The organism is Streptomyces sp. NWU339, from assembly GCF_003143855.1.
Taxonomy (GTDB): domain Bacteria; phylum Actinomycetota; class Actinomycetes; order Streptomycetales; family Streptomycetaceae; genus Streptomyces.
The window spans coordinates 75,137-89,096 of the sequence record NZ_QFRK01000006.1; the positions used below are offsets into that span (position 1 = coordinate 75,137).

Here is a 13,960-nt window from a genome sequence, read left to right on the forward strand (position 1 = left end):
CTCCGCCTGTGGTCGTCGGTGTTCGGTCATCCGCCGTCGGCTCGGGGGCCCGGGCCGGGTTGTCTGCGGCCGGTGCGGTCCCGGCGGGCCAGCAGGCGTTGCACCCGTGACAGACCCGGCGTCAGGTGCCGGCGCAGGGCCACGCGGGCGGCGTTGGCACCCGGTGCGCCGTGGACACCGCCGCCCGGGTGTGCTCCCGCAGACGCCAGATACAGACCTTTCACGGGCGTCTCCGGTCGTCCGGTGCCGGGCGTCGGGCGGAAGAAGAGCTGCTGGTGCATGGCCGTGGTGCCGCCGTTGATGGCGCCGCCGTGCAGATTCCGGTCGAGGGACTGGAGCGTCGGCGGGGCGAGCACGCGCCGGGCCCGGATCCGGGAGCGGAACCCGGGTGCGAACCGTTCGACCTGGCGCTCGACGCGGTCGGCCATGATCTCCTGCTCCCCGGCGTCCCAGGTACCGGTGAGTCCCTCGTCGCCCGCGTCGCCCGCGATGGTGTGGGGCACGTGGGTGTAGGCCCACGCGGACTCGGTGCCCCGGGGGGAACGAGCGGGGTCGGACGTCGTCATCTGCCCGAACAGGCAGAAGGGACGATCGGGGACCCGGCGCATGGCGATCTGGGCCGCGAACCGGGTCAGTTCGTCGACGCCGTCCGCGAGGTGGACGGTGCCGGCGCCCGCGGCCTGCTCGGCCTGCCAGGGCACCGGGCCGTCGAGTGCCCAGTCCACCTTGAAGGTGGCGAAGTCCCACTGGAAGCGCCGCAGATCGGACACCAGCTGGGCGGGAAGGTGCGCGGCGTCGACGAGTTCGCCGTACAGGGCCGGTACGGACACGTCCGCGAGGACGGCCCGCCCGGCGCCGATCGTCTCGCCGTCCGCGGTGCGCACCCCCACCGCCCGGCCCTCGCGCACGACGACGCGGTCGACGCGCCGACCGCAGCGCAGCAGGCCGCCGCGTGCGGCCAGCCGGCGGGACAGCGCCTCGATGAGGGCGCCGGAGCCGCCGGACGGCACGGGGAAGCCGTAGGTCTGTCCGAGCATCGACATCAGCCAGCCGAAGCCCCCGCTGCCCGCGGCCTCCGGTGCCAGGTCGGCGTGGAGCGCGTTGCCGGCCAGCAGCATCCCGCCCCCCTCACCCCGGAACTCCTCCTCCCCCAGGCGGCGGACGGGCAGCACCAGGGTGCGGGCCATCCGCAGGCCGCCCGCGCCGCGCAGCCGGACGGCGAGCCGGGCGGCGGAGCGGACCGGCGGGAAGGGGGTGAACAGGGAGTTCAGGAGGTCGGGGCGAAGGTCCTGCCACACGTCGTGCAGCCGCCGCCAGGCGGCTCCGTCGCCCGGCGCGAAGGCCTCCAGGGAGTCGGCGGTGACATCGATCCGGCGATCGAGCACCGCGCACCTGCCATCGCTCAACGGGTGGGCCAGGACATGCGGGGCATGGCTCCAGCGCAGCCCGTGGTCCTCCAGGCGGAGCCCGGAGAGCACCGGGGACGCGGCGGCGAGCGGATAGAAGGAGCTGCAGAGGTCACTGACGAAGTCCGGATCGACGCCCCGGTCGTGCCGTACCGCGCCGCCGGGCTCCGGCTGCTCTTCCAGGACTTCCACACTCCAGCCCGCGTCGGCCAGGAGGTTCGCCGCCACGAGTCCGTTGGGGCCGGCCCCGATCACCACGGCATCAGGCACGAGCGCCTCCCTGACCGGGCTTCGGCGACACGACCTGCCCGAGGGGGCGGCGACGCTCCTCCTCGGCGGCCTCGGCCTCGCAGAGCTTCGCCAGCCTGGCGAGCATGGCGCGGTGGCGCACCTGGAACAGGGCTTCCACGGCCACGTTGTGCAGGCGTCCGCCGATTCCGCGCAGTGGATGCTCGTCCACGAGCACCAGGCACTGGTCTCCCCACGGCCGCAGCTCGATGGCGATGCGCGCCGTGCCGAGCGGCCCCGCGTTGGCTTCAAGTTCCAGGACCTCGCCCTGCTCACAGAATCGGACGACCGTCTCGTTGGTCAGGCGGAGGGGCCCCAGCCGCACTTCATAGCGGATCGCCGCGCCGAGCTGGGGCCACTGCCCCCGGACCGGCTCCGAGGACGAGGTCCCCACCACCCACTGTGCGTAGCGACGGCCGTCGGCGAGGACGGCCCAGACCGTCTGCGGACTCGTGCTGATCAGTCGATGACGAACCGCCACTTCGACCTCCTGTGTCCGAACGGCACCAGCCAGCACTGAGTGCCCCGAATCGGTCGTGTCAACCGACGGCGCCCCGCCCCGGCCCGGGCGGACGACCACGCTGTCCGCGCCCCGCCCGGTCGACGGGCGGGGCCAGCGCCCAGCGGATGCCCGCGGTGACGGCTGTGCCGAACGGGCGGACGAGCATGCCCTCGGCGGGCGTCACCCGGGGCAGCCACAGCGCGCGGGACGCCCAGTTCGGCAGCAGGGACACGGCGCCGGCGGCGAGGGCGCCGTAGGGCAGCCGGGCGAGGACCGGAACGGGCGGGCTGAGCAGCAGGAAACGCGCCGCGCCGCGTGCCTCGGGGGTCGACCGCAGTTCCCCGCGGTAGTCCGCCAGCCGGTCGGCGAGTTCGGCTCGGCTTCTCGGCGGGTCGGGCACGCCGAGCGCGGTGGCGATGTGCGCCATGTCCGCCACGTAACCGTCGCAGCCCTCGTCGTCCAGTGGGCGGGCGCCGTAGTGCTGGTGGGCGCGCAGGAACATGTCGACCTCCGCGATGTGCACCCAGCACAGCAGGTGGGGGTCGGCGGCGTGGTACTCATGGCCGTCGGCGGTCGTGCCGCGCACCGTCTCGTGCACGGCCCGTACCCGGTCGACGGCCTGCTGGGCGTTGTCGGCCGGGCCGTAGGTGGTCATGGCGAGGAAGGTGCTGGTCCGCTGCAGGCGGCCCCACGGATCCCCGCGGAACCCGGAATGCCCGGCGACGGCGGCCATGGCCAGCGGATGGAGTGACTGGAGCAGCAGTGCCGACAGTCCGCCGATGAACATCGAGGCATCCCCGTGCACCCGCCTGACGGGCCGTTCGGGACCGAACCAGCGCGGACCGGGCGTGCAGTGGATACGGGCACGGTTGTCGCGGCCGTCCGGTCCCGCCACCCGGGAGAAGATCGCGTCACCGATCCGGTCGCGCACCACCCGGCCGCCGTCCGAAAGGAGTCCCATGGCTCACTCCCGCCTCCTCGCGCCCGCGCCGGCCGGCCGGCGCGGGCCACGTGTTCAGGGAACATCGCCCTTCCAGTCGAACACACGCCCGCCCCTGCCGCGGGGCACGTACAGGGCGCGGCCGCCCGTGCCGTAGCGGCCCATCTCGGTGGGCAGCCCGACGCCGCCTCGCAGTTCCGTCTCGGAGCGGTCCGTGATGTCCAGCAGGAGACCGTCCAGCGGCCCTCCTGCCAGCTCCGCGTACAACCGCCCGTCGCGCGGCCCCGGATCGTCGTGGTCCGCTCCGTAGACCCTGCCGCGCATGAACTCCAGTTCGTCCATACCGGCAGGGTGGCATCCACCACTGACAATCGCGCTCAGCTCGCGCCCGTCCAGCTGTGGGCGACGTCGATCACGAGACGGTCCGGGAGCTGCAGCACCCTGAACGGCAACCTGGCGCGCACCCCGAGCCCGATTTGGGTGTCGCCCTCGAAGCCGGCTGCGAACCGCGCGTCCCTGAAGGTGCGGTACCCGGTCAGGTCCACTCCCGGCAGGGGCTGTCCGGCGCGCGCGGGGTAGGTGGGCCGACCGGTCTCGGGGTCGTACGGCGGAGCGGCCACCCGCACTTCCAGGACGGCGCCGCCGGCGACGGGGACGGGCCGGCCAGAGCCGTCCTGGTACAGCCGGTCGACGTACCGGACCGTGTACCCGATGCCGCTGCCGCCCGCTCCCGGCAGATCGACGACCATCCGGTCGTAGCAGGTGTGGTGTCCGGTCCTGACGTCCCGGACCGGTGTCGTGGTGACCGTGGGGGCGCTCCTGACCAGGCTGCCCCAGCCGGTGGGGCACGCCGTGGACCGGGGCGTCGCGGCCTGGACGGAGACGGCCCGGGTGGAGACGGCGGGCGTGGCCGCGGCGGGGGCCGCCGCGGTTCCCAGCGCGCCGCCCACGAGCGCCAGAGTCATACAAATTGTTCTTGTTTTCATTATTTCAGCCCCCAAGGGTCGCCTCCTACTGATATCGGGTGAGACGACCGAGTTGGACCGAAGGTTGCACCGAAAGGAACGCGAGAGGGAAGAGGCCGCCGACGGGGACGGAGCCGGGGTGACCGACCGAGGCCCCGGTGCGCCGCACCGTGGCGGCCGGGCCCGCCCCCAGGTCGGCTTCCGCGACCTCATCGCCGACCGGCTGCCGCTGATCATCGGCGTGGTGGTCGCGCCGGCCTTCCTGATCGCCCTGGCGGTGTTCCGGGGGCTGCTCGTCGCCCTCAAGGCGGCCGTCCTCACCGTCCTGTCCGTCACCGCCTCCTACAGCGTCGTCGTCGCCGTCTTCCAGTGGGGCTGGGGCGGGACCGCGCTCGGCGTGTCCGGCACGGTGCCGATCAAGAGCTATGTGCCGATGATGATGTTCGCCATCGTCTTCGGCCTCGGCATGGACCAAGAGATCTTCCTGCTCTCCCGCGTCCACGAGGCCTGGCTGCGCACCGGCGACGCCAAGGACTCGGTCGCCCGCGCCCTGGATATCACCGCGCGGGTCATCACCTGCGCCGCGCCGATCATGGTGAGCGTGTTCGCGGCGTTCATCATCAGCGAGAACATCGTGGTCAAGATGCTGGGTCTGGGCCTCGCCGTCAGCGTTCTCATCGATGCCACCGTCGTACGCCTGCTGATGGTGCCGGCCGTCATGACCCTGCTCGGCCGGCACGCCTGGTGGACACCGCGATGGCTGGAGCGGATCCTGCCCCACATCGACACGGAGGGCGAGGGTGCGCCGACGCTTTCCTGAAGGCCCGGACGGCGGGACGTACGACACGACGGCGGCAGGCCCCGGGGGCCTGCCGCCGTCGTGCGTACCCGCGCCTCGCCGCGCGGGACGTCCGGGTCAGGTGCGGCGCACGCGGCGCAGCAGTACGAAGCCGGCGATGACCAGGACCGCGCCCGCGGCCGCCGGCCAGAGCTGGGCACCCGTCTCGGCCAGGCCGCCGCCCACGGTCTGCGGCTCGGTGGCGTCGGCCGCCGCGGCCTGCCGGCCGGCGTCGTCGGTCGCCGTGCCGACGCCCGGCGTCTCCTGGCCGGCGCCGTCACCCTGCTGGTTGCCCGCGCCTGCCGCACCTTCACCCTTGGGCGCGACCGAGGCCCGGACCTCGGGCTGCTTGTCGCCGGGCGGGGTGGTGGCGTCGTCACCCGCGGGCTCCTCGGTGGCCGGGGCGTCGGCCGGGGGCTCCGAGGGGTTCTCCGGCCGACCGTCGCCGTCGCCGCTCTTGCCACCCTTGTCGCCCTTGCCCCCCTTGTCACCCGGCTGGGCGGTGCCGTCACCGGGCTGCTCGGCACCGTTGCCGCCGTTGCCGCCGTTGCCGGGAGCCTCGGTGGGCTCCTCCTTCGGGTCCTCACCCGGCTGTTCTCCACCGTCGCCGGCGCCGACACCGCAGGTGCGTCCGCTGTTGATGCAGTCGACCATCTCCTGCATCAGGTCCTCGTCGAAGACGTTGATGAAGTCGCCGTGGTCGGTGCCCGGCTTGTGCAGCTGCTCCGGGAAGGAGTCCACGGCGAACAGCGGGGTCGTCGCGCCGCCGTCGTTCAGGCTCGGCGCGTCGACGTCGTAGACGATGCGCTGGACCAGCTGCGGCACGGGCGTGAAACCGGACGGGCAGTTGCCCTGGGCGTCCATGAACGCCATGTGCGTACGGTGGTTGGCGCTGTCGGTGTTGCGGCCGTCCCAGCAGCTCTGGAAGTCGAAGGTGCGGACCACGTCACTGCCCTGCGGGCACAGCGGGTACTTGTCCTCGAGCTGCCGGTCCTCGAAGCCGGTGCAGCTCCAGGACGCGTTGGCGTTGGCGGGACCGTTGACGAACGACTTGGCGTCACCGGTGATGATGCGCAGCAGCCGCGGCATGGCCGTGACCTCGCCCCGCGGGTTGCCCACGAACGTCAGCGTGACCTCCTTGGGGGTCACGATCTCACCGGCGTTGCCCTCGATGCCGCCGCCGGGGGAGTTGGCGTCCTGCTCCTCGGTGCCGTTCTGCAGCCGCAGCACGGGCCAGTAGTACGACGACTTGTCGCCCTGGTCCTCACAGCTGGTGTCGGCCGCCGCCAACTGGTCGTCACTGGAGAAGGCGTTGGTGGCCTGGTTGCCGATGTAGTCGTGGAAGTGGTGCGCGCCGTTGGCGACACCGGGGGCCGCGATCACGTTGTCCGAGTTGAACAGACCGTTCTCGTTGACTCCGCAACTGCTGACGAAGGTGCCCTTCGAGGCGTCCGCCGTCGGGTCGGGCTTGACCACGTTGGGCTGGACACTCTTGATGTCCACGAAGTCCGCGGCGACGGGCCCGTTGCCCGCCTGTCCGCCGTTTCCGCCGCCCTGGTCCTGGCCGTTGCCGCTGTTGTCGCCCCCTTCGCCCTGGTCGCCCTCCTGGCCGTTCCCGTCCTGGCCGTCTCCCGGCTGGGCGGACGCGTTTCCGGAGTCGCGGACGGAGCAGTCGGCGAGTTCACCGAGGCCCTCGGGGCGGTCTCCCTCCTCCTCCATGGCGGCCGCGATGCGTTCGAGGGTCGCGGAGCGCTCCTTCTCGAGCGGGTCGATGACCTTGTCGTCGGCGACGCCGGGGTCCTGCTGAATGGCCTGTGCGGACTCCCCCAGGCGCTGATAGGCCTGGGCGATCTGCTCGTCCAGCGCGGCCAGTTCCTTGTCGACGTCCGGCCGCGCCTCCTCGGGGACCGTGGTCAGGTTGGTCGCCACGTCGGGGCAGTCGATGGTGGCGCCGCCGAGGACGCGTGCCTGACCGGCCCCGCCCGCGGCGTCGTCCTCCGTCGCGGAAGCGTAGACATTGGCCGCCATCAACCCCCCTCCGCCCAGGATCAGCGCGACCGCGGCGAAGGTCGCGCGCTGTGGACCTCGTGGGCGTCTGCGTGTGTTGCGTGCCAAGGCAGTACTCCTACGCTTTTGTCGCGGGGGGCGGGCATGGAATTCCCACGCCCCATACGTAAGCGCGTCGCGGCGTGTTCAAGTGCCTCACGGTTTCTTCGAGAAATCTCAGGAGCCCCGGGGACCGCAGGGCACCCGGGCCCCGGGGCTCCCGCCCGACTCGGCGTGCACGGTGGGGACTTCGGGGGCCGGGCAGATGAAGCGACCACTGGTCAGCGGAAGCTCACGTCCGCCGTCCGCCGGCGCATGGGGTCCTCAGAGCCGGTCGTGGTCCCGCGTCGAGCGCCCGAGGCAGGTGACGGAATCGTCGAGGAGCACCTCGATCTCATGGAAGCCCATCCGGTCATAGAAGGCCCTGGCGGAACTGTTGGCCTTCGCCATCACGAGGTGGACCGAGGGCACCCCGCGGTCGTGCAGCGCCTTGAGGAACGTCCGCATCAGCTCCCGGCCGTACCCGCGCCCCTGCCACCGGGGCAGCAGGTCGATGTGCAGGTGAGCGGGGTAGGCCGCCAGTTCGGGGACGGACATCCGCTCGGGGCGGTGCAGGAGCCAGGCCATCTCCTCGTCCGGCGTCCGGGGCGGCCCGTCCGGCTCGGGGTGACGATCGGCGACCAGGGGCAGCCACGCGGCACGGAAGTCCCGCGCGAAGCGGGGCGTGTCGGCGGCACCGAGGACGTAACCGACCGCGCGCCCCTTCCCGTCGTCCAGGACGAAGGCCAGTTCGGGCTCCAGGTGGACGTAGGGGGCGGCGAAGACCGCCGGGAGGATGCCGGGGTCATGGTAGTGGGGGCGGGCGTCCCGACCGTTGTGCGCGGTACGGACACAGATGTCGTCGAGGGCCGGTCGGTCCTCACGACGGTACGGACGAATCACGGGAGACGAGATCATGCCCGGCATCCTGCACGCTTTGGGAGCGCTCCCACAACCTTGTTCCGCTCCCGCGGCCGCTCGTGCGCGGAGTGACTTCCCGTTCCGTGGTTACCCGAAGGCCATGAAGCTGAATGTCCCGGGACGCCACAGGCGGTCCGGCGGTGACACCCCGGAGGCGGAGCGCTCAGACCGGGAACCGGTGGAGCAAGGGCCGAGCGACGAGGTGGAGCAGGCGGCACCGGACGCGCCGACCAGGCTCCCGAAGGGGGCCTGGGGTGCCGCGCTGAAGGGTGCGCTGCGCGAGTTCAAGGACGACGAGCTGACCGACCGGGCCGCCGCGCTCACGTACTACGGTGTGCTGGCGCTGTTCCCGGCACTGCTGGTGCTGGTGTCGCTGCTGGGCGTCACGGGCCGCTCGACCACGGACAAGGTGATGGAGAACGTCCAGGCACTCGCCCCCGGGGCGGCCCGCGACATCATCACCCGGGCCGTCGAGCAACTGCAGGGCAACGCGGGTACCGGCTCGGTCATGGCGATCCTCGGTCTCGTGCTCGCCCTGTGGTCGGCGTCGGGCTACGTGGCGGCGTTCATCCGCTCGGCCAACGCGGTCTACGACATACCCGAGGGGCGCCCGGTGTGGAAGGTACTGCCGGTGCGGCTCGGGATGACGGTCGTGCTGATGGTGCTGGCCGTGGTCAGTGCGCTCATCGTCGTCTTCACCGGTGGTCTGGCCCGTCAGGTGGGCGGCACCCTCGGCATCGGGGACGCCGCGCTGACGGTGTGGTCGATCGCCAAGTGGCCGGTGCTGGTCGTCCTGGTGACGATCATGATCGCGCTGCTGTACTGGGCCGCTCCGAACACCCGGGTCAGGGGGTTCCGGTGGATCACCCCCGGCAGCTTCCTGGCCCTGCTGCTCTGGCTGGCCGCCTCCGGCGGTTTCGCGTTCTACGTCGCCAACTTCGCCTCGTACAACAAGACGTACGGCACGATGGCCGGTGTCATCGTCTTCCTGGTCTGGCTGTGGATCACCAATCTGGCGATCCTGCTGGGCCTGGAGTTCGACGCGGAGATCGCCCGGCAGCGGGCCATCGCCGGTGGTCATCCGCCGGAGGCCGAGCCGTACACCCGGCCTCGGGACACCCGCGCCTGGAACGAGCAGGACCGGCGCCGGGTGGACGGAGGGAGCTGATCCCGCCACCGGGGCCCGGGCGGGTCAGTCCATCAGTCCGGCGGCGAGCGTGGCGCCCAGTTCCCAGCACCGCTCGAGGGCGGCCTTGTCGGGTTCGCCGGTGACGGTCACCGCGTCCGCGGCGCGCCGCCAGCCGAGGCCCTTCGTGATGGACTCGATGCCCCGCACCGCCCCGGTGACGTCGCTGCCGCCGTGCACGTAGTAACCGAACGGCCGGCCCCGGGTGGTGTCGAGGCACGGGTAGTAGACCTGGTCGAAGAAGTGCTTGAGCGCCCCCGACATGTAGCCGAGGTTCGCCGGGGTGCCGAGCAGATAGCCGTCGGCGTCCAGGACGTCGCCGGCCGTGGCGGAGAGCGCCGCCCGCCGGACGACCCGGACGCCCTCGATCTCCGGGGCGCCGGCGCCGGACAGGACCGCTTCGAACATCGTCTGGCAGTTGGGCGAGGGCGTGTGATGGATGATCAGCAGAGTCGGCACACCCCCGACCCTGCCGTGCCGGCCGGGGCCTTCGCAAGCCGGTCCGAGGTGTGGGAGGAGCGCCGAAAGGAGCAGCGGGGAACGGTTGTGAGAGCGGCTCGGGGATGGCACGATGCCCGGCATCGACACGCGGAGACGGGGTGCGTCTTGGCCGACGGGAATCGCAGGTCACCGGCAGCGGCGGTGTTCGACGCGCTGGGCAGCGACTACGAGAAGGCGTTCGCCGCCTCCGAGGCGCACCGGGCCTCGCTGGCGTGGCTGCTCGAACGGCTCCCGCCCGGCAGCCGGGTGCTGGACGTGGGCAGCGGGACGGGCCGGCCCACGGCCGCCACGCTCGCCGCGGCCGGTCACCGGGTGCTGGGCGTCGACGTGTCGCCGGTGATGGTGGAGATCGCGTCCCGGCAGGTGCCCGAGGCCGAGTTCCGCCGCGGTGACATCCGCGAGCTGCCGCTCGAGGACGGTTCCCTCGATGCCGTCTGTGTGTACTTCGCCCTGCTCCAGATGTCCCGTGCGGAGCAGGCGGACCTGGTGCGGCGGCTGGCCCTGGCCCTGCGCCCCGGCGGCCTGTTCGCGCTGGCCACCGTGCCCCTGGACGTCGAGGGCTTCGACGGTGTCTTCATGGGACAGGACGTGCGGGTCACCAGCTTCGCCGCCCAGGCCGTGACCGCACTGGTACGCGAGGCGGGGCTGACGGTGCTGTCGGAGGAGAGCGTGATGTTCGTCCCGGCCCACCCCGACGCCACGCCGGAGCCCCAGCTCTTCCTGCACGGCCGTCGCGGGGGCGGGGAGGCGGCCCCGGCGGGCTGACGCCGGGGCCGCGGGACAGGGCGGTTCCGGCGAGGACGGCCCGCGCAGCGGGACCTCGGCCGCGCTACGGAAGCGGTTTCGTCTCGCCCCTGAGGTCGGCGAGCAGTTCGGCCTGGCCGGCCAGCACTCCGGACAGGATGGTGCGGGCCACCCGGAGCAGTTCCGCCACGTGCGGACTGGTCAGCGAGTAGTACACGGTCGAGCCCTCCTTGCGGCTGACCACGAGGTTCGCCCGGCGCAGCACCGCCAGTTGCTGGGAGAGGTGAGCCGGTTCGATGCCCACCTGGGGCAGCATCTCCGCGACGGCGTGCTCGCGCTCGCTGAGGAGTTCCAGGACCCGGATGCGGGCGGGATGGCCCAGGGTCTTGAAGAACTCGGCCTTCAGCTGGTACAGCGGCATGGTCATCGTGCCGTCCCCTTTCCGGTTTCCGGTTTCCGGTTTCCGGCGCGCCGCCCCGGCCCCGTCGTCCGGTCCGAGGCCCCTCGCCTCGCCTGTACGTCGTCGGCACCCGACCTCGCCATTTTCTGGGTTTTCCGACATTAGCAACTTCATACATCCCTGTGTTCCGGTGGCTGTGCCGGCCGATCCCCAGTCGGTCAGGGCCCGTTCGGCGGTCTGGTGGGCGCGGCGGCCGGCTGCGGGGCCCTGGGCGCGGGCAGGACGCCGGTGAGCTCCAGGTGGTCGCGGGCCGCACGGATCGCCTCCGGCGTCGTGGCGTGCTCCCGGCCCTCGTCCCGCAGCGACTCCAGCGCGCCGACGGAGTCGAGGACCTTGCGGTGGCCGGGCCGGACGCCGGAGACCATGACGACGATGCCGCGGCGCCGCAGTTTCGCCACCGCGTCCTTGAGCACCAGGGCGCCGGTGGCGTCGACGACGCTCACGTGGGAGAGCCGCAGGATGACCACGCGCACGTCGGCGAGTTCGGTCAGTTCCAGCAGGAAGCGGTGGGCGGCGGCGAAGAACAGCGGGCCGTCGACGCGGTAGGCGACGATGTGCTCGGCCAGCAGTTCGCGTTCCTCCTCCGTGTGGTCGCCCTGGTCGAGCGGGAGCGGGGCGAGGTGCGCCTGCCGGGCGACGGCGCCCAGCGCGAGGAGGCCCGCGACGGCCAGCCCGATGATCACGGCGAGGACGAGGTCGAGGGCGAGGGTGGCGACGGCCGTGAGGACGAGGACCAGCCCGTCGGAGCGGGTGGCGCGGGCCATCGCGCGCAGCGAGCCGACCTCGACCATGCGGACGGCGGTGGCCAGGAGGACGCCCGCCAGTGCGGCGAGCGGGATCTTCGACACCAGCGGGGCGGCCGCGAAGACGATCCCGGCGAGGACCGCCGCGTGCGCGAGGGCGGCCAGTCGCGAGGTGGCTCCGGTGCGGACGTTGACCGCGGTGCGGGCTATCGCGCCGGTCGCGGGGACGCCGCCGAAGAGCGGCGACGCGATGTTCGCCAGGCCCTGGCCGAACAGTTCGCGGTCCGGGTCGTGCCGTTGGCCGACGGTCATGCCGTCGGCCACGGAGGCGGACAGCAGCGACTCCAGCGCGGCCAGCGCCGCCACGGCCACGGCGGGTGCGACCAGTCCGGCCAGCGCGCCGGTGTCGAGGAAGGCGAGCGAGGGGGCGGGCAGGCCGGAGGGCAGGTCGCCGATGGGGCGTACCCCGTCCAGTCCGGCGACCTGGACCACGAACGTGGCCGCGATCACGGCCAGGATGGAGAACGGCACGGTCGGCCGCAGGCGCGCCCCGATCAGCATCACGGCGGCCACCGAGAGCGCCAGGGCGACGGCGGTCCAGTCGGGGGTGCGCGCGAACTCCTCGAACGCCCGCCAGGCCACCACCAGCACCCGGTCGCCCTCGGGCATGGGGACGCCGAGGGCGTTGGGGACCTGCTGCAGTCCGATCACGCACGCGATGCCGAGCGTGAAGCCCTCCACCACGGGTGCGGGCACGTACCGCATACTGCCTCCGGCCCGCAGCAGCGCCAGCACGACCAGGATCACGCCCGCCATCAGCCCGACCGTGAGCACGCCCGACGCGCCGTGGTCGGCGACGATGGGGACGAGCACCACGGTCATCGCCCCGGTCGGGCCGGAGACCTGGAGGTTGGAGCCGCCGAACACGGCGGCCAGCGCGCCGGCGACCACGGCGGTGGCCAGCCCCGCCTCCGCGCCGAGCCCGGAGGAGACGCCGAATCCGAGGGCGAGGGGCAGTGCGACGATGGCGACGGTCAGTCCGGCGAGCAGGTCCCGGCGCGGATCGCGCCGCATCTGGTCGAGGTCGCCGCGGGCGGGCAGCAGCGACGTGATCCGGGCCCAGACCCCGGCGAGCAGCAACGGTACCGACACAACCCCTCGACTTCCCGGTGGCTACGGCGCTCCGTCGCACGGCGTGCCTCGAGGGCCCACGACGACGGGCATGTCAGTCAAGGATGTAGGCAATTGCCAATTTTTGCAATTCAGCAGATAGTGAACAGCGCATATGGTCCACGCGTGCTCCGCTCGGACCGTGCGTCCGTCAGCCCGTCATGCGCTTCCGCCACGTCGGCTCGACCAGCCGCCACTCGGCCTCCCACGCCACCGCGCGCCGCCGCTGGAGCCGCACCTGGACGAGCCGTCCGCCGAGCAGGACCAGTCCCCCGCTCGCGGCTGCGACCGTGAGGCCCGCCATGACGATCTGGAACTGAGCGTCCGCTCCACCGGTCGGTTCGGAGACCAGACGCCCCTCCCCGTCCGTCCACACGGTGACCACGCTGCCGGCCTTGCTCCCGGGGACGACCTCCGCCCGGCCCGTGCGGACGGTGCCGTCGGGGGCGGTCCACCGGACCTTGGCCCACACGTGGCCGCTGCCGTCACCGTCCTCGGCCACCGGCGTGGGCAGCGCCTTTGCCGCGTCCCCGACCAGTGCGGCCTGGACGGTGTGGGCCTGGGCGCGGCGCCCCGCGAGGGACCCGTCCACCGCCCCCGCCGCCGCCAGGCCGACGAACGCCCCGGCCAGGAGGGCGAGGACGAGGGTGGCCAGCAGCAGCCAGGCCTCGATCAGATCGCTGCGGCGCCGCAGCGGGTTCTTGCGCCAGCGCCACCACCACACCCTGCGTGGCCGCGCACCACGCGTCCGCGCCATGGGACGTCACCTCCTCGCGCGGGTGCCGGAGACCACGACGAGTCGCGTCGGCATGTCGCCGGCCGATTCGTCGGGACCGCGGCGCCTCCTCTTCAGGGTCCGTCACCGGGGCCGTTCGGCGCATGGGTCGAACGGCCCTGTCCCGGGTTCGGACCGGCCCGAGAACGGCCCGGGAACGGCCCGGAGCCGGAACGGCCCCGGGCGCGACGGCGCTGCCGAAGACGTCGTACGCGTCCTGCATGCGTTCGAGCGGGAAGGTGCGGGTGCCCGGGGCCGTGGAAGACGTAACCCTTCATGCCGATCCTCACCCTTCTCGGTCCTGGCGGGCTTCGGCTTCGGGCGCAGCCCCCGCCCGCCTGCATCGGCGGACCCCCGAAGGGTTCCGGGGCCGCCCTGCTCTTCCAGTCTGAGCGCACCCGGGGAGTTCCGCTCGGGCCGCTGCCGTCCCGGTCCG

General features: G+C 72.7%; 13 protein-coding genes and 1 pseudogene. 3 read left to right on the forward strand and 11 right to left on the reverse strand.

The window, feature by feature from the left end:
• Positions 1–26: 26 nt before the first annotated feature.
• Genes DIZ27_RS09705 through DIZ27_RS09725 form a run of 5 tightly spaced genes read right to left on the reverse strand, consistent with a single transcriptional unit; the run spans position 27 to position 4,101 of the window.
• Positions 27–1,676: an NAD(P)/FAD-dependent oxidoreductase gene (locus tag DIZ27_RS09705; RefSeq protein WP_109377935.1), complete on the reverse strand. Its 1,650-nt coding sequence runs from the start codon at positions 1,674–1,676 to the stop codon at positions 27–29.
• Complete coding sequence (locus DIZ27_RS09710) at positions 1,669–2,175, reverse strand: SRPBCC family protein (protein WP_109377936.1); 507 nt, start codon at positions 2,173–2,175, stop codon at positions 1,669–1,671. The genes DIZ27_RS09705 and DIZ27_RS09710 overlap by 8 nt, the downstream gene beginning before the upstream one ends.
• 58 nt (positions 2,176–2,233) lie before the next feature.
• Complete coding sequence (locus tag DIZ27_RS09715) at positions 2,234–3,157, reverse strand: oxygenase MpaB family protein (RefSeq protein WP_109377937.1); 924 nt, start codon at positions 3,155–3,157, stop codon at positions 2,234–2,236.
• A gap of 54 nt (positions 3,158–3,211) precedes the next feature.
• Positions 3,212–3,478 (reverse strand): hypothetical protein, encoded by a 267-nt coding sequence (locus DIZ27_RS09720; RefSeq protein WP_109377938.1) that lies wholly within the window; start codon positions 3,476–3,478, stop codon positions 3,212–3,214.
• 35 nt (positions 3,479–3,513) lie between these two features.
• A complete protein-coding gene (locus DIZ27_RS09725) occupies positions 3,514–4,101 on the reverse strand; it encodes a hypothetical protein (RefSeq protein ID WP_109377939.1) in 588 nt (195 codons plus the stop codon).
• A 190-nt stretch (positions 4,102–4,291) separates the two neighbouring features.
• On the opposite strand from DIZ27_RS09725, the pseudogene DIZ27_RS09730 reads away from it, so the two are divergent.
• A pseudogene (locus DIZ27_RS09730) lies at positions 4,292–4,921 on the forward strand (MMPL family transporter); the annotation flags it as partial.
• 96 nt (positions 4,922–5,017) lie between these two features.
• On the opposite strand, the gene DIZ27_RS09735 reads toward DIZ27_RS09730, so the two are convergent.
• Positions 5,018–6,967 carry a DUF1996 domain-containing protein gene (locus DIZ27_RS09735; protein WP_109377940.1) on the reverse strand — a complete coding sequence of 650 codons (1,950 nt, stop codon included), beginning with the start codon at positions 6,965–6,967 and terminating at the stop codon, positions 5,018–5,020.
• A gap of 342 nt (positions 6,968–7,309) precedes the next feature.
• Positions 7,310–7,942: a GNAT family N-acetyltransferase gene (locus DIZ27_RS09740; RefSeq protein WP_109377941.1), complete on the reverse strand. Its 633-nt coding sequence runs from the start codon at positions 7,940–7,942 to the stop codon at positions 7,310–7,312.
• Positions 7,943–8,045: 103 nt separating this feature from the next.
• Here DIZ27_RS09740 and DIZ27_RS09745 point away from each other — a divergent pair, with 103 nt between their 5' ends.
• On the forward strand, positions 8,046–9,113 hold the full coding sequence (locus tag DIZ27_RS09745; protein ID WP_109377942.1) for a YihY/virulence factor BrkB family protein: 1,068 nt from the start codon (positions 8,046–8,048) through the stop codon (positions 9,111–9,113).
• A 24-nt stretch (positions 9,114–9,137) separates the two neighbouring features.
• Here the strand turns inward: DIZ27_RS09745 and DIZ27_RS09750 are convergent, their stop codons facing one another.
• The gene (locus tag DIZ27_RS09750) at positions 9,138–9,590 is read right to left on the reverse strand and encodes a flavodoxin family protein (protein WP_109377943.1); all 453 of its coding nucleotides are present in this window, start codon (positions 9,588–9,590) and stop codon (positions 9,138–9,140) included.
• Positions 9,591–9,737: 147 nt separating this feature from the next.
• Between DIZ27_RS09750 and DIZ27_RS09755 the strand changes: the two genes are divergently transcribed.
• The gene (locus DIZ27_RS09755; protein ID WP_109377944.1) at positions 9,738–10,397 is read left to right on the forward strand and encodes a bifunctional 2-polyprenyl-6-hydroxyphenol methylase/3-demethylubiquinol 3-O-methyltransferase UbiG; all 660 of its coding nucleotides are present in this window, start codon (positions 9,738–9,740) and stop codon (positions 10,395–10,397) included.
• A gap of 64 nt (positions 10,398–10,461) precedes the next feature.
• Here the strand turns inward: DIZ27_RS09755 and DIZ27_RS09760 are convergent, their stop codons facing one another.
• From DIZ27_RS09760 to DIZ27_RS09770, 3 genes are all read right to left on the reverse strand, one after another.
• Positions 10,462–10,803: a metalloregulator ArsR/SmtB family transcription factor gene (locus DIZ27_RS09760; protein ID WP_109377945.1), complete on the reverse strand. Its 342-nt coding sequence runs from the start codon at positions 10,801–10,803 to the stop codon at positions 10,462–10,464.
• A 191-nt stretch (positions 10,804–10,994) separates the two neighbouring features.
• Positions 10,995–12,731 carry a SulP family inorganic anion transporter gene (locus tag DIZ27_RS09765; protein WP_109377946.1) on the reverse strand — a complete coding sequence of 579 codons (1,737 nt, stop codon included), beginning with the start codon at positions 12,729–12,731 and terminating at the stop codon, positions 10,995–10,997.
• 169 nt (positions 12,732–12,900) lie between these two features.
• The gene (locus tag DIZ27_RS09770) at positions 12,901–13,506 is read right to left on the reverse strand and encodes a hypothetical protein (protein ID WP_109377947.1); all 606 of its coding nucleotides are present in this window, start codon (positions 13,504–13,506) and stop codon (positions 12,901–12,903) included.
• Positions 13,507–13,960 lie beyond the last annotated feature (454 nt).